General features: G+C 45.3%; 17 protein-coding genes and 2 pseudogenes. 14 read left to right on the forward strand and 5 right to left on the reverse strand.

Features of this window, described 5'->3' with window-relative positions; all coding sequences use genetic code 11:
• Positions 1-149 precede the first annotated feature (149 nt).
• Positions 150-557 (reverse strand): MerR family transcriptional regulator, encoded by a 408-nt coding sequence (locus AC0WRU_RS03035; RefSeq protein ID WP_023987566.1) that lies wholly within the window; start codon positions 555-557, stop codon positions 150-152.
• Between the two features lie 231 nt (positions 558-788).
• Here AC0WRU_RS03035 and AC0WRU_RS03040 point away from each other — a divergent pair, with 231 nt between their 5' ends.
• Positions 789-1,733 (forward strand): MBL fold metallo-hydrolase, encoded by a 945-nt coding sequence (locus tag AC0WRU_RS03040; RefSeq protein ID WP_076294990.1) that lies wholly within the window; start codon positions 789-791, stop codon positions 1,731-1,733.
• A 702-nt stretch (positions 1,734-2,435) separates the two neighbouring features.
• Here the strand turns inward: AC0WRU_RS03040 and AC0WRU_RS03045 are convergent.
• Positions 2,436-3,470 carry an SPRY domain-containing protein gene (locus AC0WRU_RS03045; protein ID WP_476127159.1) on the reverse strand — a complete coding sequence of 345 codons (1,035 nt, stop codon included), beginning with the start codon at positions 3,468-3,470 and terminating at the stop codon, positions 2,436-2,438.
• Between the two features lie 357 nt (positions 3,471-3,827).
• On the opposite strand from AC0WRU_RS03045, the gene AC0WRU_RS03050 reads away from it, so the two are divergent.
• Positions 3,828-4,031 (forward strand): hypothetical protein, encoded by a 204-nt coding sequence (locus AC0WRU_RS03050; RefSeq protein ID WP_476127160.1) that lies wholly within the window; start codon positions 3,828-3,830, stop codon positions 4,029-4,031.
• Between the two features lie 280 nt (positions 4,032-4,311).
• Positions 4,312-5,127, forward strand: coding sequence for a DUF2935 domain-containing protein (locus AC0WRU_RS03055; protein WP_149096021.1), 816 nt, complete (start codon positions 4,312-4,314; stop codon positions 5,125-5,127).
• A 265-nt stretch (positions 5,128-5,392) separates the two neighbouring features.
• On the opposite strand, the pseudogene AC0WRU_RS03060 reads toward AC0WRU_RS03055, so the two are convergent.
• Positions 5,393-5,677 (reverse strand): annotated as a pseudogene (locus tag AC0WRU_RS03060) (DUF2278 family protein); the annotation flags it as partial.
• A gap of 362 nt (positions 5,678-6,039) precedes the next feature.
• Here AC0WRU_RS03060 and AC0WRU_RS03065 point away from each other — a divergent pair.
• Positions 6,040-6,813: a hypothetical protein gene (locus tag AC0WRU_RS03065; protein ID WP_476127161.1), complete on the forward strand. Its 774-nt coding sequence runs from the start codon at positions 6,040-6,042 to the stop codon at positions 6,811-6,813.
• A 4-nt stretch (positions 6,814-6,817) separates the two neighbouring features.
• On the opposite strand, the gene AC0WRU_RS03070 is transcribed toward AC0WRU_RS03065, so the two are convergent.
• Complete coding sequence (locus AC0WRU_RS03070) at positions 6,818-7,525, reverse strand: ArsR/SmtB family transcription factor (protein ID WP_476127162.1); 708 nt, start codon at positions 7,523-7,525, stop codon at positions 6,818-6,820.
• A gap of 98 nt (positions 7,526-7,623) precedes the next feature.
• On the opposite strand from AC0WRU_RS03070, the gene AC0WRU_RS03075 reads away from it, so the two are divergent.
• The 9 genes from AC0WRU_RS03075 (at position 7,624) to AC0WRU_RS03115 (ending at position 18,207) form a co-directional block, all read left to right on the forward strand.
• The gene (locus tag AC0WRU_RS03075; RefSeq protein WP_476127163.1) at positions 7,624-8,262 is read left to right on the forward strand and encodes a flavin reductase family protein; all 639 of its coding nucleotides are present in this window, start codon (positions 7,624-7,626) and stop codon (positions 8,260-8,262) included.
• 135 nt (positions 8,263-8,397) lie between these two features.
• Positions 8,398-9,690: a homocysteine synthase gene (locus AC0WRU_RS03080; RefSeq protein WP_476127164.1), complete on the forward strand. Its 1,293-nt coding sequence runs from the start codon at positions 8,398-8,400 to the stop codon at positions 9,688-9,690.
• 229 nt (positions 9,691-9,919) lie between these two features.
• Positions 9,920-11,923, forward strand: a complete 2,004-nt coding sequence (locus AC0WRU_RS03085) for a CoA-disulfide reductase (protein ID WP_476127165.1) — start codon at positions 9,920-9,922, stop codon at positions 11,921-11,923.
• A gap of 161 nt (positions 11,924-12,084) precedes the next feature.
• Complete coding sequence (locus AC0WRU_RS03090; protein WP_049827271.1) at positions 12,085-12,375, forward strand: hypothetical protein; 291 nt, start codon at positions 12,085-12,087, stop codon at positions 12,373-12,375.
• Positions 12,376-12,756: 381 nt separating this feature from the next.
• The gene (locus AC0WRU_RS03095) at positions 12,757-13,065 is read left to right on the forward strand and encodes a LexA family transcriptional regulator (RefSeq protein WP_025682570.1); all 309 of its coding nucleotides are present in this window, start codon (positions 12,757-12,759) and stop codon (positions 13,063-13,065) included.
• Between the two features lie 730 nt (positions 13,066-13,795).
• A complete protein-coding gene (locus AC0WRU_RS03100) occupies positions 13,796-15,298 on the forward strand; it encodes an HD-GYP domain-containing protein (RefSeq protein WP_476127166.1) in 1,503 nt (500 codons plus the stop codon).
• Between the two features lie 174 nt (positions 15,299-15,472).
• A complete protein-coding gene (locus tag AC0WRU_RS03105) occupies positions 15,473-16,918 on the forward strand; it encodes an ATP-binding protein (RefSeq protein ID WP_476127167.1) in 1,446 nt (481 codons plus the stop codon).
• A 55-nt stretch (positions 16,919-16,973) separates the two neighbouring features.
• The gene (locus AC0WRU_RS03110; RefSeq protein WP_476127168.1) at positions 16,974-17,693 is read left to right on the forward strand and encodes an NAD(P)H-binding protein; all 720 of its coding nucleotides are present in this window, start codon (positions 16,974-16,976) and stop codon (positions 17,691-17,693) included.
• 133 nt (positions 17,694-17,826) lie between these two features.
• Entirely contained in the window at positions 17,827-18,207 is a 381-nt protein-coding gene (locus tag AC0WRU_RS03115; RefSeq protein ID WP_014279543.1) for a RidA family protein, read from the forward strand.
• An 89-nt stretch (positions 18,208-18,296) separates the two neighbouring features.
• Here the strand turns inward: AC0WRU_RS03115 and AC0WRU_RS03120 are convergent.
• Positions 18,297-19,051: pseudogene (locus tag AC0WRU_RS03120) on the reverse strand (tryptophan-rich sensory protein).
• Between the two features lie 210 nt (positions 19,052-19,261).
• On the opposite strand from AC0WRU_RS03120, the gene AC0WRU_RS03125 reads away from it, so the two are divergent.
• Positions 19,262-20,209 (forward strand): bile acid:sodium symporter family protein, encoded by a 948-nt coding sequence (locus AC0WRU_RS03125; RefSeq protein ID WP_476127169.1) that lies wholly within the window; start codon positions 19,262-19,264, stop codon positions 20,207-20,209.
• The last annotated feature ends 204 nt before the right edge of the window (positions 20,210-20,413 follow it).

Genomic DNA, 20,413 nt, shown 5'->3' on the forward strand with positions numbered 1-20,413 from the left:
AGCTATTCAGGCGCTCTCCCCTTTTAAAAAAAACGAACGAGCTGCGTCTTCTTTAATGCTGCCTTTTTCCACACTTTGGTGCAATAAATTTTCATAGTAGTTCAATCAATTCTGTTGCCATCGTATATGCTGGTGGTGAACCAAGTCTTCTACATTACTATATCGTCTTTCGTAAGTTTTTGGTACAGGGCTATCTTCTCGTTGGCAAGGGAAATCATGCACTCAAGTTCCTGCCGCTTGGATTCCAGTTCCACCAGATGCTTTTCAAGAATTTCTATCCTTATGTGTAAGGCAGGAGTAAAATTAGCAACTTCTTCCCCTTTTTGAATTTTATCCAGTACACATCCGTCACGAGTAAATTCCGTAATCTCCTCAAGCGACAATCCCAATTTTTTTAATCTAATTAAACATTGTATATATGAAACCTCACTTTCGGTATAAATGCGTGTCCTTCCATTTCTTCGATTTGGTTCCTGTAGCACTCCAATTTTTTCATAATAGCGAATCGTATAAGGAGTTAGCCCCGTTCTTTCTGATACTTGACTTATAGTAAGCATTGTTTTTTTATGTCACTCCTTTTTTCTAAACCAAAATTTAAAACTATTATACATCTTTAAGTCAACTCGAAGTCGATATTTGCACCTCTAACTTCATTTCAAAAATTTGTGCTTGATTTCTAGTTGACTCTAACTTGTAAGCTAAAGTTGCTAATTGATATACATGAAACATAAAAAAACCTAAAGATAAAAGGAAATGGTGTCAAACTTATTTTGATGGAGGCATAAACAATGAACAACAAATATTTCACGATTCAACAAGCAGCGGAAGGTATCTGGGGTGCTATTTCGGTACCTGGTAGTGGTTCGCTGGGGAATGCGGCAATTATTGACATTGGGGATTTGACCGTTGTTGTGGACACAACCAACCTACCGCATTCTGGTGCTTTGTTACGTCAAACCGCAGAACAATTAACGAATAAACCAATTAAATATGTGATCAATACTCATTTCCATGGAGATCATGTCAACGGCAATCAGGAATTCATGGAAAGTGATTTTATATCTACCGTTTGGACAAGAGATTTGCTATCTGAAATGGGTAAAGTGAATATTGATCTAATGCAACAAAACATTCAGAAGTTAATAAATAGCCTACATCAAGTACGTTCACAAGAAAAAAATCCGCACATGTTAACCGAAATCGGCTATGATCTTTCCGTGCAGAGAGCCCTGTATGATGCTATCCCTTCCCTCCGTAGAGTGATACCCACGATAACTTTTGACGATAAACTAGTTATAAAAGGAGCAAAACGCACTGTCGAAGTTTTATCCTACGGAGGCGGACATTCTTTAAGCGATGCCGTTATTTACGTGCCTGAAGAACGAACCTTGATTGCTGGTGATTTAATAACCAACAAGACGATTCCGGTCATGCCATACGGTAATCCATACGCTTGGATACGCATCCTTAGACGCATTCAAAGAGATCTGAAGGTAGATACTGTCATTCCCGGGCATGGAGATGTGTCCACTCCAGATAAAATCCTAGATGTCATTCGCTTTTTAGAAAAAACGATCGCTTATGTGTCTGAAGCTGCGACGAGCGGAAAACCAGAGTCTTACTGGTTAAATGAAGGTGTATTAAATGGCTATGAAGATTGGCATCTAGCTCAGTATTTCAGATGGAATTTTCGCTGGCTCTTCAATACAATGCTTGTTCAAAATAATAGATGAGACACAACTAGCACTCCCTTTAACTCCACCAGATTCACAAGGCCAGTTCTGAATGTCAACCCGGCAGCACGTTTGGGTATTTTCAAACGTAATTGGCAGTCTGCCCGTTAGCTTAACGTCGCCGTTCAGTCTACAAGCTTTCAGTTGTCTGCCTCTATTAAGGAGCTGGAGATAGAGACGGGGAAATGTACAGAGGACATAGAAGTTAGGTTGCTTGCTTTAGAGCAAGGTAACTATATTTAGGGGGGCGAATAATTCTACACTACGGGATATCGTCATCTGGAGGGCTGGGATCGCAATCAAAAAATCATTATGCTCGTAGGAGACGGAGAAGGATAATTTAGTGAACATTAGGCGTCAGTCTCGTATTATTGCCTCAATTATTTTCTTCTAACAAAACTTCTAACGGCTTCGGATTATTTATAAATATTTCAGGAGCCTTAGGGCGAACGTAATTCAATAATTACAGACTTTGGGGGTATGTGGGTACTAACGGGAACTGTACCGGAACGCACTCGTAATGCGTAGGCCGGGGATTCAATTCCCTTCACCAGCATTCTATGAAACTCAAGCACAGCGCGGCTTCCAAGCTTTTTGGAAGCCGCGCTTATTCGTGATTTTGGACAATCTTCTACCCTTTAGTCTAGTGAATGTAAAATAGGACTCCAAAGGCATATAGCCAGATAGAGTCCTTCTTGCTGTTTATTTAGTTGAGTATTCGCTTACTTCGAAAGTAAGGATTTTGTTGAATATTACGTAGTCTTTGCGATTGCTAAATGGACCTTTGTTATTATTGTGCTTATCAATGGCAAAGAATGAAACTCCTCTGCCAGCATCTTTAGCATCATACCAAGCGATGAAGGCACTCAGTTCTTTTTTACTCAGATCAAATTCCTTATTCAATCCATTGTCCATCGTTACAGTCAGAATTGCACGGTCACCAGTTGGTTGGGAGGTGCCATCTGTATCCGACGGATCAGGCTTTGTAGATGGATCAGGCTTTGTAGATGGATCAGGCTTTGTAGATGGATCAGGCTTTGTAGATGGATCAGGCTTTGTAGATGGATCAGGTGTTGTAGATGGATCAGGCTTTGTAGATGGATCAGGCTTTGTAGATGGATCAGGTGTTGTAGACGGATCAGGTGTTGTAGATCCGCCCGTAGCTTGATAAGGTAAAAAGCCTTCTGGTACAGAATATTTAAAATCACTTGCTCCAAAATTAGCTTCGTAATTCATTATCCCACCAGTTCCATTCATAACCATCGGGAAAACCTGTGATCCTTCTAGTTCTGAAGGTTTAACGGAATTAGCTCCCAGAGAAATACCATTCTTGTACCAAACAATTCTATCGTTATCTAAATCCAAAGCAATGCCGATAACATCATTTTTAGCAAATGTAGGGCCATAAGCGGTTCGTATGTCTGATGTAATGTTATTTATAATTTGACCACTATAACCGTAGTATGCTTGATATTTCGGGCCTGATTCACCTGTTATTCCTACTAATGAAATACTGTAGCTAACCTTCACTTCCCAATACCATTTTCCTTTTGTTTTTCCAACTGTCGCTTTGTCGCTTTCTCCTACGTTCCCAAGAGAAGTTACTACAGACCCGTTTTTCCAAGTTACATTTGTAGTCTCAGCTTTTGTAACGGCAGGGAACAATGAAAACACCGAAACCCCAATGAGTAGAGCTAACATCATAGTTCCTAGTTTTTTGAATATGATATTTTTCATGACTTCCTCCTAATATATGTAGTGACAACTGAATTATAGAATTAGATTGGGATAATTGTCCAAACATTAAATGATATATATTCAAATATGAGTATTATTATGGAATTTTAATTTGTTTCGGGGGAACATAAGTCGTCGAAAGTATAAGGCATTAGTCATTTGATTGGATGAAACTAGGTTGTATTTTTCTGTATGCTGTGGGTCGAGGGTACGACACTTGATGCTCTATTGGATCACAGTAGTCCAAGGAGAGATCTAATTGAATCTCGAAAGGAACAGGGGAACATACACAGAAATTGTTTATGGCAGAAGGAATCCATATATGGTTCACAGAATGGAATATTTGAGGTGATCGTTGTGAAACACACATATAAAGTATTGAAGACAGACAGGGAGCTGTTTGGAACTGCTTTGGTCCAGGCGCATGTATACGTTGTATCCATTGATGAGGAATTACGTGTGGCATTTGAGGATTATGGAGGAGTAGTAGAGGAGATTAAGCAGAATCAGTTAAGACAGTGGGTAAAATTTTTATGCGAGAACAGCTTGAATTTCGAATAGACCTTGTATCAGGAGAAGACCCAGGATGATGATCTAATAACTCCGCCGGTTTATAGCCAATATGGGGTTATTTTGTATCAGTAGGGTTTTTCTTTATGCGAGAAGCTTTTAGATGAACTACTGAATATTTCTCTTACATAAGGGAACAGGGATACGAGTCTCAACAGGGCAACCTCGGAATTAGATTAGTATTAGACGTGGGATTCGATATACATAATGACAAGGCATATTCCATATGACTAAGTAAGTGCTTTTTTGCTCACATAGAGGAGGGATATGCTTGGATGCATTCGTTGCACGCTCATTAGATGAGATACGATTTTGGTCCAGGATCATGAAGGAGCATTCATTTTTTCTGGGGTTAGGTTTTAGAGCTGAAGATACTCAACTCATTACAGAAGCCAATCAGTTTTACGCTATTTTTGAGGATATTGAGAGAAGATCACACGGTTTTAATATCGATACAGACCCCCACACAATCAAAGAGTTTAATACGGAGGTCCGGAATGCGGCGACTAATATTTGGGCGTTTAAGAGAATGGTATTGGGCCTTATATTGCAATGCAAGCTTCCCGGACAAACCAATTTCCCTTTACTGGTAGATCATGTGAGCCGGGAAGCGAATTATTTCAGAAACCGTTTAGAGGAACTCAATTCAGGGAAGCTCGAACCATTACCCGATGCAATTATCGATGAAAATGTATTTTTCCTAAAAATCATGGCCGATCACGCAAAATTTATAGGCCATTTGCTTGATCCATCCGAACGTAAACTGGTTGAACAAGCTAGAGAGTTTAGTAATGATTTCGATACGCTGATGTTTCAAGCGATTGATTTAAGTCATATGCGGCCACAGTCACAAACCGCTCCACTCCTAAGTCAATTTGTGGATGAAAACCGTGTCTCTGTTAAGTCCTTGCGTGATTTTAAGAAAACAGCGCGTGATTTAATCGACGAGTGCCGAATAAAGAGCATTATCCATCCTCTATTAGCCGATCATGTATTTCGTGAAGCTGAGAGGTTCCTTTTTATACTCGATATGTTTGATCAATCTTTATCAGGTGTTAAGGTGAACAAGAAAGAAATCATGCACTGATATGCAATCGCTGCTATGTAGCATAAATAATTAAAACGTTATGAGAGGTCGGCATTTAACAACGGGGCCTTTTGAATGCATAGGTTTTCAGGAAATGAAATTTTCTGAGGGAAGTGGGCATCTTTTTTAAGGATGCTCACTCGATCTACTTTGTAGATATCGTTTTATATTGTCGTCGATTCGTAATTTCAACTATGAATGTACAGTGTTTTGCTGTTCATGTTCCTCGTGGCTACATACTTTAAGTGTATAACCTGTATCATCGTTAGTACACCATGACTGAGATTGAAAAGCCAAGAACATAAGCATATATAACGGCTTCTTCATCAATGGCTTTTTGAACATAGTCTGTTAACTTTTCGTACAAATCGTTGTCGGGACCAGGTTTAATATTTGGGAGTGGTGTCATTTGTTTAGGATCAAACAGAGCGCCCCTGACATAATCCAATGCAATCTCCCGATTGTTTTTATTGATTCCAGTGAAGCCTTCTGTCATACCTTGCAGATGGGTAATTTGCGAGGAATTAAAATTTTTGCCAATCAAATAAAGAACTTCTGACGGTCAAGCTTGTGATTGGATATTAATTGCTAATCTGAACTTTTCTTTGCTATGCGATACTTCTTGAGCACTTCTAGATGCTGATTATGTTTTCCTAATTTTGATTTTTTAGGAATTGCTTTTAGCACGCCATATTTAATGGGCATTGTTATAGTCTCCTTGCGATTAATTTTTTTACATTTTCTAGCGTGTCTTATATTTGTATTTATTATTTAATCCAGTTTTGTCCAAATTTACTGGGAAGGGAAACACCTTTTGTTTGTGCTTCCCGTGTGCTGCAATGGCTGTCTCAGTCCAGTGGTTAGTAACTATTCGGGATGTGAACCCGTCTGAGTATTCAGGGGGGATGATCAATGAACAGCTTCACGTTGTTTAGACGAACTATAGCAGTAGCTTGTACCGTAGTGTTACTATTATCCGGCTGTACACCAGCGAAGGACGAGGAACATGAAAAATCGTCTGTAGAATCCACACAAGTGGGGCCATCGGATAAGCACGAAAAAGAGTGTTCAAATGTAACTATTGATTACGCATCTTTAGCAAAATGGAATGGCGTTACCTATAGGGCGAGCTATGAGAACGACAATAGTAACTTGCACAAAGGGGAGAAAGTTGGCGCAATTTTATATCGCATGGCAGATTATGCTTGCCCGGGTTATGTAATGAAGGACGGGGATGCTACTTTGCTGGAGATCGGTACAGAACTCTATGAAGTGAAAGGATACGCCCAATCTGCCAGATTATTTGCTGGGGATATATTGTATGAAGCGACGCATAACCCTTCCGCCAAGACTATTAATGATTTGCTGGATATCTCGGGAAAAATAGCAGTCGTTCGCTTTGTCAGCGGCAATGACGGGACCAAGTTGAAAGATTTCACACCCCAGGCGACTGCCACATTTGCCGAAGCCTATCCTAAACTGAACTACGTTCCATTTGACCAAATGTACAAGCAGACCAACAGTTTGGCCGGGAATAGCTACTATCTCCAGATTGAAATGAAAGACGGATCAACGAGAAATCTTGCCTATCATATCAAATCTAAAGCCTTCTACCCTGCCGGATATGCTACTCCTGAACTGGCTCAGCTTGTGGAAGAGCAACGTAAGCGGATATACGCTCAGTAAAGGACTACAATTCAGAGTTATCCTTCATGATTTCTATCGAAAACACCTCTTTAAAACCTCTTTCACCGTCTATTGTAATGTGGATCGCTCGGGTTTTGGGCAGACGTTGAATCCAGTTTAATTCGAATAATCTGTCCAAAAGAGCGTTCCCCAAGGCTCCAGCCAGATGGTGGCGTCGTTCACTCCAATCCATGCATTTATGCGAGAAGGAGCGGCGCTTTTTTTTCGTTGCTTCAAGGTCAATCTGGAAGTCTGCAAAGAACGCCCTCCCTTTTTCGGTAACAGAGAACCTGTCCCGCTCATCCGAAATGTAATCTTTTTGAATGAGAGAAGCTGTTAGCTGTACGCCTAGATGACCTGCCAGATGATCGTAGCAAGTTCTTGCTTGACGTATGGCCTCGTCTTCGGAGGCATGTTTGAATGACTTGATTGGAACAGGCGGGGCTATGGATAAAAATGACTCCATCACCCGGGCAACTTCGGGGTTTTGAATGCCATAGTAACGGTGGCGCCCTTGTTTCTCCACAGTAACGACTTGAGCCTCGGTCATTTTAGCCAAATGGAAGCTGGCGGTTTGCGGTTTGATGCCTGCCATATGGGCCAGCTCGCTTGCAGTATGAAATCTGCCGTCTAATAAGGCGGTTAAGATGGCTGCGCGGGAAGGCTCGCTGACGAGAGAAGCGATCATAGCTACATTTGATTTGGCACTCATTGTGTGGTTATCCCCCTTTGTATTCCATACTTCGATGAAGATTGAAATATTTATATTCTACAATAAGGAGGGAGATCTGAACAGAAGGAGAAGGGATAATGGACCAAATGAATCAAATAAATCAGATGAATCACAGCCCAGACGTTAAAACGATTAACCCTAGCATTTTATATTACGGAACCCCTGTGGTATTACTTAACACGCTGAATGAGGATGGAACGACCAATATTAGTCCCATTTCCTCCTCATGGGCATTAGGGGATTGTGTGGTATTAGGCATTGGTATAGGCGGAAAAGCATTTGAAAATATGAAGCGGCATCCCGCATGTGTGATTAACGTTCCGGGACCTGCCTTATGGGAGCATGTGGAGCGGTTGGCCCCCTACACGGGCAAAAATCCCGTACCCGAGGATAAGCAACAAAATGGCTTTACCTATCAGAAAGATAAGTATGAGATTAGCGGACTAACTTCGATTGACTCTAATGTGGTCAAGCCTGCTCGAATTAGGGAATGTCCTATTCAAATCGAAGCCAAGGTGAAGGAGGTACGGATTCCTGATCATTCTCCTTATTTTGCAATCGTCGAAACCCAAGCTGTACAGGTGCATGTTCATCAGGATATGATCCTCGGTGATAACCACATTGATCCGACAAAGTGGAGCCCACTCATCTATAACTTCCGTCATTATTTCGGCCTTGGTGAGCAGTTGGGTAAAACCTTCCGGTCTGAAACCTGATGTTCTAGAAAATTTAATAATTTCCTACCTGAATAATGAGAATTATCTTCCCAAATCGTTCTTTTTATGCGAGAATGATTGAAAAATCATCCATGATTGCGCATTACAGCACGTATAACAAGGGAGGAAAAAACCATGTCAGAAGAACGCAAGCTGTCATTCGAAACTCTCGCTGTCCATGCCGGACAACAAATTGATCCTACTACCTTTGCCCGCGCCGTTCCGTTATATCAAACCACCTCGTTTGGATTTCGGGATGCCGAGCATGCGGCTGATTTGTTTTCGCTAAAAGAGTTCGGTAACATTTATACGCGTATGATGAATCCGACCACGGATGTGTTCGAGCAGCGGATCGCAGCTCTGGAGGGAGGGGCTGGCGCGTTGGCAACGGCTTCGGGAGCAGCGGCCATTTCCTTTTCCATCCTGAACATTGCGGGAGCAGGGGATGAAATTGTGTCGGCATCCAGTCTGTATGGCGGTACATATAATTTGTTTTCCACGACGCTGCCGAAGCTGGGCATTAAGGTGCATTTTGTGGATTCGGATGACCCGGAGAACTTCCGCAAAGCCATTACGGATAAAACGAAGGCGTTATTTGCCGAGACGATTGGCAATCCGCAGGGCAATGTGCTGGATGTGGAAGCTGTGGCAGCGATTGCGCATGAATACGGTATTCCGTTGATTGTGGATAACACGTTCCCAAGCCCGTACTTATTGCGTCCTATCGAATATGGAGCGGATATTGTCGTGCATTCTGCAACGAAGTTTATTGGCGGACACGGTACGTCCATCGGTGGGGTGATCGTGGACAGTGGCAAGTTTGACTGGAAAGCAAGTGGCCGTTTCCCTGGACTGACCGAGGTGGACCCGAGCTATCACGGGGTTGTGTACACCGAGGCGGTAGGGCCTATTGCATATATTATCAAGGCGCGGGTACAACTGTTGCGTGACCTGGGAGCAGCTATTTCACCGTTCAACTCATGGCTGCTGCTTCAGGGCCTGGAGACACTCCATCTGCGGCTGGAAAGACATAGCCAGAATGCTTTGAAGGTAGCGCAATATCTCGAAAGCCACAAGGATGTGGAATGGGTCAGCTACACCGGATTGCCAAGCCATCCATCCTACGAATTAGCCCAAAAATACTTGCCGAAAGGGCAAGGGGCGATCCTGACCTTCGGCATTAAAGGCGGCAGTCAGGCGGGAAGCAAGCTGATTGAAAATGTGAAGCTATTTTCCCATTTGGCGAATGTGGGCGATTCCAAATCTCTGATCATTCATCCGGCGAGCACAACCCATCAACAGTTGAATGAGGAGGAACAGGTTGCTGCTGGAGTCAAGCCAGAGCTGTTGCGTTTGTCCGTCGGGACGGAAGCGATAGACGATATTTTGTACGATTTGGAGCAGGCGATCGCGGCCAGCCAGCAGTAGTTAAGTGAGCAGAGGCCAGCGGCGTTGGCATGTTAAGGCGAGTATGACAGAGCATTTGTGCAGGATTCCGTAAGTGGTTTTTCCAACCCAGATTGGTTTACGGTCTGTGGTTAATCAGGCGGGGGGCAACCTCCGCCTTTTTTGCGTCCATGTCATGAAGAAATAGCGTTGACAATATACCCACACAGGTATATATTATACCCCATAGGGTATATGAGGAGAGGAAGAAATGAGCAGAAAAATAGTTATTATTGGCGGGGTAGCAGGTGGAGCTTCTGCGGCGGCAAGATTGCGTAGATGGAATGAGGAAGACGAGATTATAATGTTTGAACGCGGAGAGCATGTTTCTTTTGCAAACTGTGGACTTCCTTACTATATTGGCGAGACGATCCGTGCGCGGGAGAAGCTGTTCCTCCAGACACCTCAAGGGATTCGAGACCGTTTTAATATAGATGTACGGGTATTTACCGAAGTAACAGAAATAGACCGGGAGCAGAAGCTCATCCGCTTCCGTGATGTAATGACAGGAACAATGGGGGAGCAACCGTACGACTTGGTGGTTTTGTCCCCAGGGGCCAAGCCGATGATACCGGATATTCCCGGATTAAACGAAGCTACTAATCTATTTACGCTAAGAAATATTCCTGATACGGACGTGATTAAGGCATATGTAGATGAAAAGAAACCGCGACATGCTACTGTAATCGGCGGTGGATTTATTGGGCTGGAAATGGCTGAGAATCTGCGGGAGCGTGGACTTGCGGTAACGATTATCGACCAGGGAGAACAATTGCTTAATCCGCTAGATCCTGAAATGGCTAAACTGGTAGAACAGCATATGAAGCTGAACGGAGTGGAGGTGCGCTTAAAGGAAGGGGTTGCGGCTTTTGCAGATCAGGGCACACGGCTCCTTTTAGCTTCGGGAGGTGTGCTTCAGACGGATTTGGTTATTCTGGCGATTGGTGTTGTTCCCGAAAATGAACTGGCCAAGCAAAGCGGATTGGAGCTTGGTTTTCGCGGGGCTATTCAGGTGAACGCCCAACTGCAAACCAGTGATCCGGCCATTTATGCGGTAGGAGACGCCATTCAGGTCAAAGACCGCAATCACGGGTTTGCGACCATGGTATCGCTGGCCTGGGGAGCCAATCGGCAGGGGCGCTTGGTGGCGGATCATATGAACGGTCAGGCCATTTCTTATGATGGCGCGCTCGGCACGTCCGTGATTAAGACCTTTGCCTTGACAGCAGCATCGACAGGCAATAACGAAAAAACATTGCTACGGCTGGGAGTTCCCTATAAGGCTGTTCATATTCATCCCAGTTCGCATGCGGGTTATTATCCCGGGGCATCGCCAATTTCCATGAAGCTGCTCTTTAACCCGGAGACGGGAATGATATACGGGGCACAGGCCATTGGAGCCGATGGAGTAGACAAAAGGATTGATGTGATTGCGACGGCCATGCGTGGGCATTTGGAGGTGCGTGAGCTGGCTGATATCGAACTTGCCTATGCTCCCCCTTATTCTTCGGCCAAAGATCCTGTCAATATGGCTGGTTATGTGGCTTCGAATATCATGGATGGGCTGGTTCAAACGATACAATGGCATGAAGTCGATGACTTTTACCACAACGGTGGTGTCATTATTGATGTCAGGGATGAGGTGGAGCTGCAGGCAGGAGTCATTCCGGGTTCTATCCATATTCCTTTGCCAGAGCTGAGAGAACGGATGTCAGAAATCCCTCGTGATCTGGAGATCGCGGTATCCTGCCAGGTCGGCCTGCGGGGCTATATTGCGGCCCGAATGCTGACCCAATACGGTTATCAGGTGAGAAACGTTGATGGTGGCTACAAAACGTATTCAGTTATGGCTGAACGGGATTCTGATTATGATCTGCCTACAGGGGGCGAATTGAAGGAGGAAGCTAAAGACGGGTCTGGTGTTCCTTCGAGAGTTGCGGAAGAAGCCGTAAACCCCGACACAGAGCTAACCCTGCTGGATGCCTGTGGATTGCAATGTCCGGGTCCTATTCTCAAGGTATATGAAGCTGTTAAGGCACTGGAAGAAGGACAAAAGCTGGAGGTTACCGCAACCGATTTCGGTTTTGCGAGAGATATTGAGGCGTGGTGCCTCAAATCCGGGAATACGCTGGAATCTTTGGGGGTATCCCATGACAAGGTTAAGGCTATAGTGCGCAAAGGTTCTGGCAAAACACCTGCTGCTAACAGCCAATAGTTAGTGATGGTAAAATAATACAGAAGGACAGCGCCGATCCTGTCCGGCAGGGTTTACCCCTTTTTATTTCAAATTATGGCTTGGTTCACTGTGTGACGTCTGTTACAATAGAAGGGACGTTTACGAATGGATAGAAAAAAGATCGGACGGTGAGCACTTTGATGTGGGAAGCGATTATATATTGGGTGATTTTGGTGATTGCTGCGCTGAGCGTAATTGCGGTCTCAGGCACTCGTAAGACGGCAAGCACAATTATTCTGGCGCCTGTTGTTTTATTTTGTACAATATTTATGATGCAGGGCTCGGTATTTACTGCAATGCAGCACCCGACGATGGGGGCTAATGTCGGTTTGGGCATGGCTTTTTTAACAACCTGGGTAGTCAGCGGAATACTATATGCTGTGACGATTGTGATTGCTTTCATTAAATATAGCAAGAAAAACAAGGCGTAATTCAGCCTTAGCCTCAGATGAAAAAGGGTTTTCGGTCTTTTGCCGAAAGCCCTTTTTGTATCCTTTTTTCAACAATACGGGATGTCTTCGTTTATCTGCGTCTTCTCATGAACAATACAACAACCAGCACGACGATGATGACGATCAATAGAAATTTCATATTCGATACCCTCCTTGGTCTGTCTCTTATTTGGTATTAACCATATTTGATTAGCATGTACCGATTTACCTCAAGAAGATACCTGTTGTGGAGCGTTTGGAAAAAAATAAAGCTGAGCTCCAAAAAGAGGTTTACAGGATTAGTAATGCACCTTCCAGTAGGAGGGTGCATTTTTATGTGTTATAATGGGAACATATGTTCTTTATAGTGGGGGGAAGACGATGTTGCCTGATTTGGAACGAAAGCTGTTACGGATTTTGTATAACTATTTTGCCCAGCATCGCCATATGCCGACGATGACGGAATTGACCGTCAAAACGGGGAAAAGGGACAGCGAGATTACAGCCGCTTTGCGGCATATGGAACAGGAGCGTTATATTACATGGGAAAATAACTCCAGTACTCAGCATGTGGTCTTGCTGGAAGGGTGGGAGCGGCCTTCGACGGAAAGGGGCACACGCCCGGAAACAGGGCGATCAACTATGCCAACCACGCCGCAGGGCGGCACGGAATACTGGACGAATTATTAGGGTAGAACACCAAGCTGGAAAATTAATGAGTTTTTAAGGTGCATATCATTTAGTTTTAAGAAAGGGGGACTATAATGACCCTATTAACCCCTTTTTGATCAAGCTATAGGCCCTGCCGATGTATTGGCGGGGTCATTTTTTTGTTTATAGATGCTTTCGATGGTGCTTAACAGATACCTATGTACATTAAAAATCCCCCGGGGATCATCCGGAGGATGGGTGCAGCTTGCGTGAACTGCACTGCCTGCTCGAACTTCATGGTTCGACGGCATAATATATATTCAACCCCTGCTACCTTTCATAATATGGTCAGCATGTTCATAAGGGGCAGTCCGATTCCACTGCTCATTTTCCAAACGACAAAAGCCCTACCTCTCTTTCGTCCTTGCGGCTCCGATGACCGCGCCAGTGTGAATGTGAAAATCTTCGGCAAAAGCTCAAAATTCTACATTAGGGTTATACATAAAATTTGGAGAAGCTCCATGCGGTGATTAGGAGTAATAGCTTGTTGCGCGGAATCCTATGGGGTTTAATACATACTTTAATAGTATAGCAAGAACGACTCTGAAATGCAAGGCTGCAATTTCTCAATCTATATATGGTTGATTAAAATTCGCTATAGGATTTATGCAAATTGCTCAAGCAAGAAGGTTAACTTTTGCCGACCGGACTCCGATATTGAATAAACAAGATGTTTTGTGAGTGTGCGGATGAAAAGAGGGGTAGCATTTTGCCAATCTATAAGCATTTTATTCAGCATGTTATCCTGAACTATATTATAGGTTCGTTTATAGCTGTTCTGTTGGTAGGCGCGATTTTTGTATTTTCCACGTTAAATATAGCCCATTATGAATTTTTAGGTCTTATGAAGATCATTGCTTTTTCCAGTATTATTATGATTGCTTGCGAAACGCTGGTATTTAGGATGCATCTGGGACCAGTTCGTCACTTTTTTCTGGATAAGCGGACGACGTTCGAGGATGTAGAAGCGATGTATATACGGATTCACCGTCTGCCTAATCTGTCTGTGTTACGTATTATGGGACCGCATTTGCTCGGTTTTTCCATCCCGGCGGCTGGTATGGCCATATGGATGATTCATACCAGACAGCTCACCCTGCCCTTCTATTATGTGGGAATTGCCTGTATAGGGGCTTGTCTGGTTGCTTCGATGCACGCGATGATTGAATTTTTCCTGACGATGAGGGCGATTCGTCCGTTGCTGGTGGAAATTGGAGACCGAACTTATCAGAAATATGGAATTAACCTATCGCTTCGGGGACGGGTATTACTATCGCTCCGGCACAAATTTCAGCTGAGTGCAACGTTGATTGGTGCTTTTCCGCTATTTTTGTTTTGCCTGGCTACGCAGATTCGGCTGGAACATTTGGGTGAGACGCTTTCCAGCTCCTATTGGGTATGGGCGGGCACGATTTTACTATTTGGTGTGGCCTTCGCTTATTTGGGAGGATGGCTGTTAACCCGTGAGATTGAGCGGCCGATTCACCATTTGCTGGAAAAGATGAACGAAGTGAAGGAAGGCTGCCTGAACGATAAGGCTAGCGATTTGTACTCTGACGAGTTTGCGAAGCTGATTGAAGGCTTTAATATCATGGTCGAGGGATTGAAGGAACGGGAAGACAAAAACAGTCAGCTATTGGAAAGCTATTTTGCCACCTTGGCGGCAGCGCTGGATGCGAGAGATACCTATACCGCAGGGCATTCTTTGCGTGTGGCTGAATATTCGGTGATCATTGGGCGAAAGGGAGGTTTGAACGAGACGGACCTCGATTTACTGCGCAAAACAGCCTTGCTGCATGATATCGGTAAAATCGGTGTGGCCGATGCCGTGCTGCTCAAGGATGGTAAACTGACGGACGAGGAATTTGACCAGATTAAAATGCACCCGGTTATGGGAGAAAGTATTCTCCGCCAGGTGGAGCCAGCATATGCCATGGCCCCTTATTTGCCCGGCGTGCGTTCGCACCATGAACGTTATGATGGCAAAGGATATCCAGACCAGCTCCGTGGGGAAGATATTCCGCTATTTGGCCGGATCATTGCGGTAGCGGATGCGTATGATGCGATGACGTCTGACCGCCCATACCGGAAGGGTATGCAGAAAGAAAAAGCGGTTATGATATTGGAAGAGGGAAAAGGGACCCAGTGGGACCCTTACTTTGCTGAATTATTTGTCGAAGAATGGCGCCGGAACAAAGGCATCATGAGTTGACCCTATACTGCATATCCACCAGAGCGAGCCGTTGCGGTTCGCTTTTTTTTATAGGGATGTACGCATCTTTTGACATGTCGAAAGCTGAAGCTTCATGTTATGATATACGAGAAAAGCAAAAGCGGTCGGCATAGGCCTGGCATCCAATTTTTCGCGCAATGGGAGTGTGAGTCCATGCAATTTTCAATGATGTTTCTAATGAATCTGGGGATGCTGATTGCCGTTGCCTATGTGGCGAACGTAATTTATAAATATGGATTGAGTCGTACCTCTTCGCGATTTAAATATATCAGTTCGGTACTGCTGGTGGTATTTGGTGGATGGGTTAGCTCTTGCTTTGGTTTTAACTTTAGTGAGACGGTTATTTTTGACCTGCGCTTTGTTCCGTTGATTATCGCGGCGTTGGTGTATCCCCGCTCCTATACGCTTATTATTATCGGGGTAGCGATCGGGCTTACGAGATTTACCTTCGGTGTGAATATGGCGGCGTGGGTCGGCTTTCTGAATATGAGCATCCTGGGCGTGCTGTGCGCCGGATTGAACTATTGGATGCGCCGTTCTACGTGCCGCCTGATTATTAAGGCAGCGGTGACTATTTTAGCGGTTAATATCGTAAATACGTTGAATATTGCCTTTTTAGGCGTCATTCCATGGCGCTATTATGTGGCGGAGGTTGTTCCTCTCACTTTGCCTATTGGGATTGTACTCAGCTTTTTATTTGCGCTGATTTTACGTGATTTTCAGATGGAGCAGATGCGTAATTATCAGATTAAGCAGGCGAATCAGCTATTATCGGAACAACGCGATGAGTTACAGAAGACGAAAATCATTTTGGAAGAACGGGCCAGACAGTTAATGGTGGCTTCCCAATATAAATCGGATTTTATGGCAACGATGTCGCATGAGCTGCGCACACCACTTAATAGCATTATTAATCTGGCTCAGATCATCAACGAGCAGGGAAAAGAGCTGGATGAGGACGAGCTTTACCAGTACAGCGAGCTGATCTATGCCTCGGGGCATGATTTACTCCAGTTGATCAATGACATTCTGGACTTGTCCAAAGTCGAGGCGGGGCGGATGGAAATCGTCAGTGAGTCGGTCAGCGTGCGCGAGATTGCGCAGGTGATGATGATGCATTTTGAAGTCACTGCCAAGGACAAGAAGCTTGAATTCTGCTTGAACGAGCATGGCGATATACCGGATGAAATTCGATCCGATCCCAAACGTGTACAGCAAATTTTGCGCAACCTGTTATCTAATGCCTTTAAGTTCACTCATGAGGGACGTGTATTGCTGGAAATCAGCAGTCAGCATCTGGAACGAAAGGGGCAGGAGGGAGATTGGGTTGTAATCGCGGTAAAAGATACGGGCATCGGTATTTCCAAGCTCCAGCAGCATGTTATTTTTGAGGCATTCCAGCAGGCGAACGGTTCCATTAACCGCAAATATGGAGGAACCGGGCTGGGACTGTCGATCAGCCGTGATTTATCCCGCTTGTTGGGCGGTTTTATACGTCTGGAGAGTGAGGAGGGCAAGGGAAGCACCTTTTCCCTGTATCTGCCCATGTGTCCGTCTGTAAGCAGGGAGGCGGGCGAACAGCCGTTTAAATTAACCTAGTAATACAAGTGCAGGAGCAGGTGCGCTACAGGCTACAGGCATAAGGAGGTCTATCGTGGAGCGTAAAGCGGTCGTTGTGGGTGCAACGGGGCTTGTCGGGGGTTATGTTGTACGGGAGCTGTTGGTGCAAAAGGAATACAGCCGCGTCATGGTTGTGGGCAGACGTCCGCTGGAAATCAAGCATCCCAAGCTGGAGCAGGCACTCATCGACTGGGAGCAACCGCAGGAAGCGGCGTCCGCCTTCGAAGGGGTTAATGATGTTTTTTGCTGCCTTGGGACGACGATGAAAAAGGCTGGCTCCAAGGAGCTGTTTCGTCAGGTGGATCTGGACTATCCGGTTCTGACCGCCCGGTTGGGCAAAGAGGCCGGTGCGGTGCAGATGCTCGCTATCTCCTCGATGGGAGCGGACCCGGATTCGCGCGTGTTTTACAACCGTACAAAGGGCGAGGCTGAGGAGGCGCTTGCCGCTATTGGCTTGCCTGCGTTGCATTTGTTTCGTCCGTCGCTGATTTTGGGCACGAGGCCGGAACGTCGTTTTGGCGAAGCCGCGGCTGCTGTCGTCATGAAGGCGCTGGATCGCGTGATGACGGGTAAACTGGCTTCCTGTCGCGCCATCCCGGCTTCGATGATCGCGCGGGCTATGGTACGAATTGCTCTCGCGCATGCGAGCGGCGTACATATTTATCCGAATGATATCATTCGGGTCATCGGAGCTGAGCTGACACCCGGTGAGGATGAACCCGGCACAGAAACGGGTGCCGATAAAAATGTGTAAAATTAAAGCACAACCATAACAGGGTGTCTTGGGGGGACCCGTTATGCTGTAATCCATTAATGCGGAATAGTGGCTTTGGACTTCCCGTGCTATAATATGGAGAACCAGTATCAGAAAGGAGCATTCAATCCATATGAAAAAAACAATTGCTACTGAAAAAGCGCCCGGCGCTATCGGACCCTATAGCCAAGCTGTAGAGGCGGGCGGTTTTATTTACACCTCAGGACAGCTTGGACTGAATCCGGCAACAGGTGAGTTCGGAAAAGATGTACAGGAGCAGGCTCGTCTGTCCCTGAGCAACGTACAAGCTATTCTGGAAGCGGCTGGAAGCAGCCTGAACCAAGTCGTGAAAGCGACCGTATTCCTGAAAGATATGAACGACTTTGTCAGCGTAAATGAAGTATACAGCTCTTTCTTCGAACAACCGTATCCAGCTCGTAGTGCGGTGGAGGTAGCTCGTCTGCCGAAGGATGCACTGGTGGAGATTGAAGTTATCGCCTTGAAAGGCGAATAGGCTAAGGAATACAAAAGAACTTCCAAAACCCATACTTGATGTGGAAATGGAAGTTCTTTTATGCGTGCGGTATGTGTGATGGTATTCCTCTAGTCCCGGTCCCGGTTACGGGCAAAGAACAGCCACAGCGAGTACACCAGAATGATCGCGGCCAGAATGAATGCAGCCAACCGCACGTTTTCATTGTTCGGATGCTTGATGGCGATGGCGACATAAGCCCACACGAACACAAGTGGATAAATGCTGTCACGATATGGAAAGCTGACCATGATAGCAAGCATGGTGCCAATGAACAGGACGATGATCGCCCATGTGGTATCGCTGATTCCCCAGCCGTCCACTCGTTCTTTTCCAGTGCCACCGCGATATTGATGATGGTAGCGACGGATACCCAGCCAAGGTTTAGACTGAACGGCAGCTTGACGAACCACATTTCCCCGAGGGTTGGTTGCGGCGTACGGGTGCGTACATACACGACAGCCAGAGAGAGCAAGTACAGGATAATGACGATCACACACAACTCTACATATAGATACTGCCACAAGAAAATCCAGATGATGTTAAAGATACAGCTTAAAATAAAGAAAATCCCGATAGACTGAACGGTCGTCTTGGTTTGTCCTGCCGATGTGGCCTGATACACAATAAAGCAGGCAAGCAGCAAGTAAATAACCGACCAGATGGAAAAGGCATAACCCGCAGGTGTCAGCAGGGTAGGATACATATTGGATACGGCAGCAGTGCTTCTTCCGCCGATGGGAAGTGTGGAAGCCAGAATGTTAACGACGATGACAGCGATAAACGCAATGATATTCCACCATTTCAATGGATGGCTTCGTGACATAGGGGCATCTCCTCCTCAATGAATGATGAACCGTGGAATGACCGACTGGTCACAATCTTTTACTATGAATATACCCATATTGCTGCCAAATATGTCCTTGCCGGAAAAAGCTTCATGCTACAAATATTTTATTGAAAAGGTGTATGTATATGCAGTCATATGTAGTCGATGATAAAAATTTTAACCACTAGAAGTGAGGAGACAAGAGGGATGAATGGTTTGGAAAAAGCAGGAAAGTTCGTAGGAGGAACCTTTTCGATCTGGGTACTTTTATTTGCATGTCTGGGATTTTTCTTTCCTGCGGCGTTTACAGGACTGAAAGAATACATACAGTTATTCCTGGGCATCGTGATGTTCGGTATGGGGTTGACGCTGTCCTCGGCTGATTTTCGTGAAGTATTCCGGCGTCCGGTTGATGTGGCTATTGGTGTAGTCGGGCATTATCTGATCATGCCGTTTTTAGCTTTTGCGTTAGCGCTGGTATTGCAGCTACCGCCAGATATTGCTGTTGGTGTTATTTTGGTAGGGTGTTGCCCGAGCGGCACCGCGTCCAACGTGATGACCCTTTTATCTAAAGGTGACGTGGCGCTGGGGGTATCCATTGCTTCGGTGTCGACGCTGATCGCGCCACTGGCAACCCCGGCCATGATCAGCCTGCTTGCTGGACGGTGGATGAATATTGATGCAAAGTCGCTGATTATGGATATTCTCGTCGTAGTTATTGTACCGATTGTGCTGGGGGTTATCGTCAAATCGCTGTTCCGTAAACAGGCTGAAGCAAGTGTCAAGGCACTGCCGCTCGTATCGACGCTGGCTATTGTGCTAATCGTGGCTATTGTAGTCGCAGGCAGCAGAGGCAAGATTTTGGAAACCGGCCCGATTATTTTTGCTGTGGTGATTTTGCATAACGGCATCGGATTCCTGCTCGGGTATTGGTTTGCCAAGCTGTTCGGAATGAATCTGTCCAAACGCAAAGCCGTTACGCTGGAAACAGGGATGCAAAATTCCGGGCTGGGCGCTGCGCTGGCAGCGGCTCATTTTAATCCGATTGCCGCTGTGCCGAGTGCGATTTTCAGCGTGTGGCACAACATTTCCGGCTCGCTGCTTGCGACCTGGTTTTCCCATCGGGAAGAGAAGGACAGCACAGCAGGGAGATAGCTAAAACGCTGTCAGGCACTTGCAATTGTACAGGCTCACCGAATGGTCTAGGGAGGATCAGAAGGTACAATTTGACTTTATATGAGCAGATCATTATACTGTGGTTATTATAACCACTGTATTTAAGTAAGCAATATTACACATGCTTCATAAGAGTAAAGTTGCCTTGAATTCGTATTCGGCAGCATGGTAACAGCCCATATT

This window comes from Paenibacillus sp. 1-8 (assembly GCF_056316205.1).

What these genes read in the sequence shown, in the direction of transcription:
- AC0WRU_RS03035 (WP_023987566.1), bottom strand. Translation starts at nt 557, where the DNA reads ATGCTTACTATAAGTCAAGTATCAGAAAGAACGGGGCTAACTCCTTAT.
- AC0WRU_RS03040 (WP_076294990.1), top strand. Translation starts at nt 789, where the DNA reads ATGAACAACAAATATTTCACGATTCAACAAGCAGCGGAAGGTATCTGG.
- AC0WRU_RS03045 (WP_476127159.1), bottom strand. Translation starts at nt 3,470, where the DNA reads ATGAAAAATATCATATTCAAAAAACTAGGAACTATGATGTTAGCTCTA.
- AC0WRU_RS03065 (WP_476127161.1), top strand. Translation starts at nt 6,040, where the DNA reads ATGAACAGCTTCACGTTGTTTAGACGAACTATAGCAGTAGCTTGTACC.
- AC0WRU_RS03070 (WP_476127162.1), bottom strand. Translation starts at nt 7,525, where the DNA reads ATGAGTGCCAAATCAAATGTAGCTATGATCGCTTCTCTCGTCAGCGAG.
- AC0WRU_RS03075 (WP_476127163.1), top strand. Translation starts at nt 7,624, where the DNA reads ATGGACCAAATGAATCAAATAAATCAGATGAATCACAGCCCAGACGTT.
- AC0WRU_RS03080 (WP_476127164.1), top strand. Translation starts at nt 8,398, where the DNA reads ATGTCAGAAGAACGCAAGCTGTCATTCGAAACTCTCGCTGTCCATGCC.
- AC0WRU_RS03085 (WP_476127165.1), top strand. Translation starts at nt 9,920, where the DNA reads ATGAGCAGAAAAATAGTTATTATTGGCGGGGTAGCAGGTGGAGCTTCT.
- AC0WRU_RS03090 (WP_049827271.1), top strand. Translation starts at nt 12,085, where the DNA reads ATGTGGGAAGCGATTATATATTGGGTGATTTTGGTGATTGCTGCGCTG.
- AC0WRU_RS03095 (WP_025682570.1), top strand. Translation starts at nt 12,757, where the DNA reads ATGTTGCCTGATTTGGAACGAAAGCTGTTACGGATTTTGTATAACTAT.
- AC0WRU_RS03105 (WP_476127167.1), top strand. Translation starts at nt 15,473, where the DNA reads ATGCAATTTTCAATGATGTTTCTAATGAATCTGGGGATGCTGATTGCC.
- AC0WRU_RS03115 (WP_014279543.1), top strand. Translation starts at nt 17,827, where the DNA reads ATGAAAAAAACAATTGCTACTGAAAAAGCGCCCGGCGCTATCGGACCC.
- AC0WRU_RS03125 (WP_476127169.1), top strand. Translation starts at nt 19,262, where the DNA reads ATGAATGGTTTGGAAAAAGCAGGAAAGTTCGTAGGAGGAACCTTTTCG.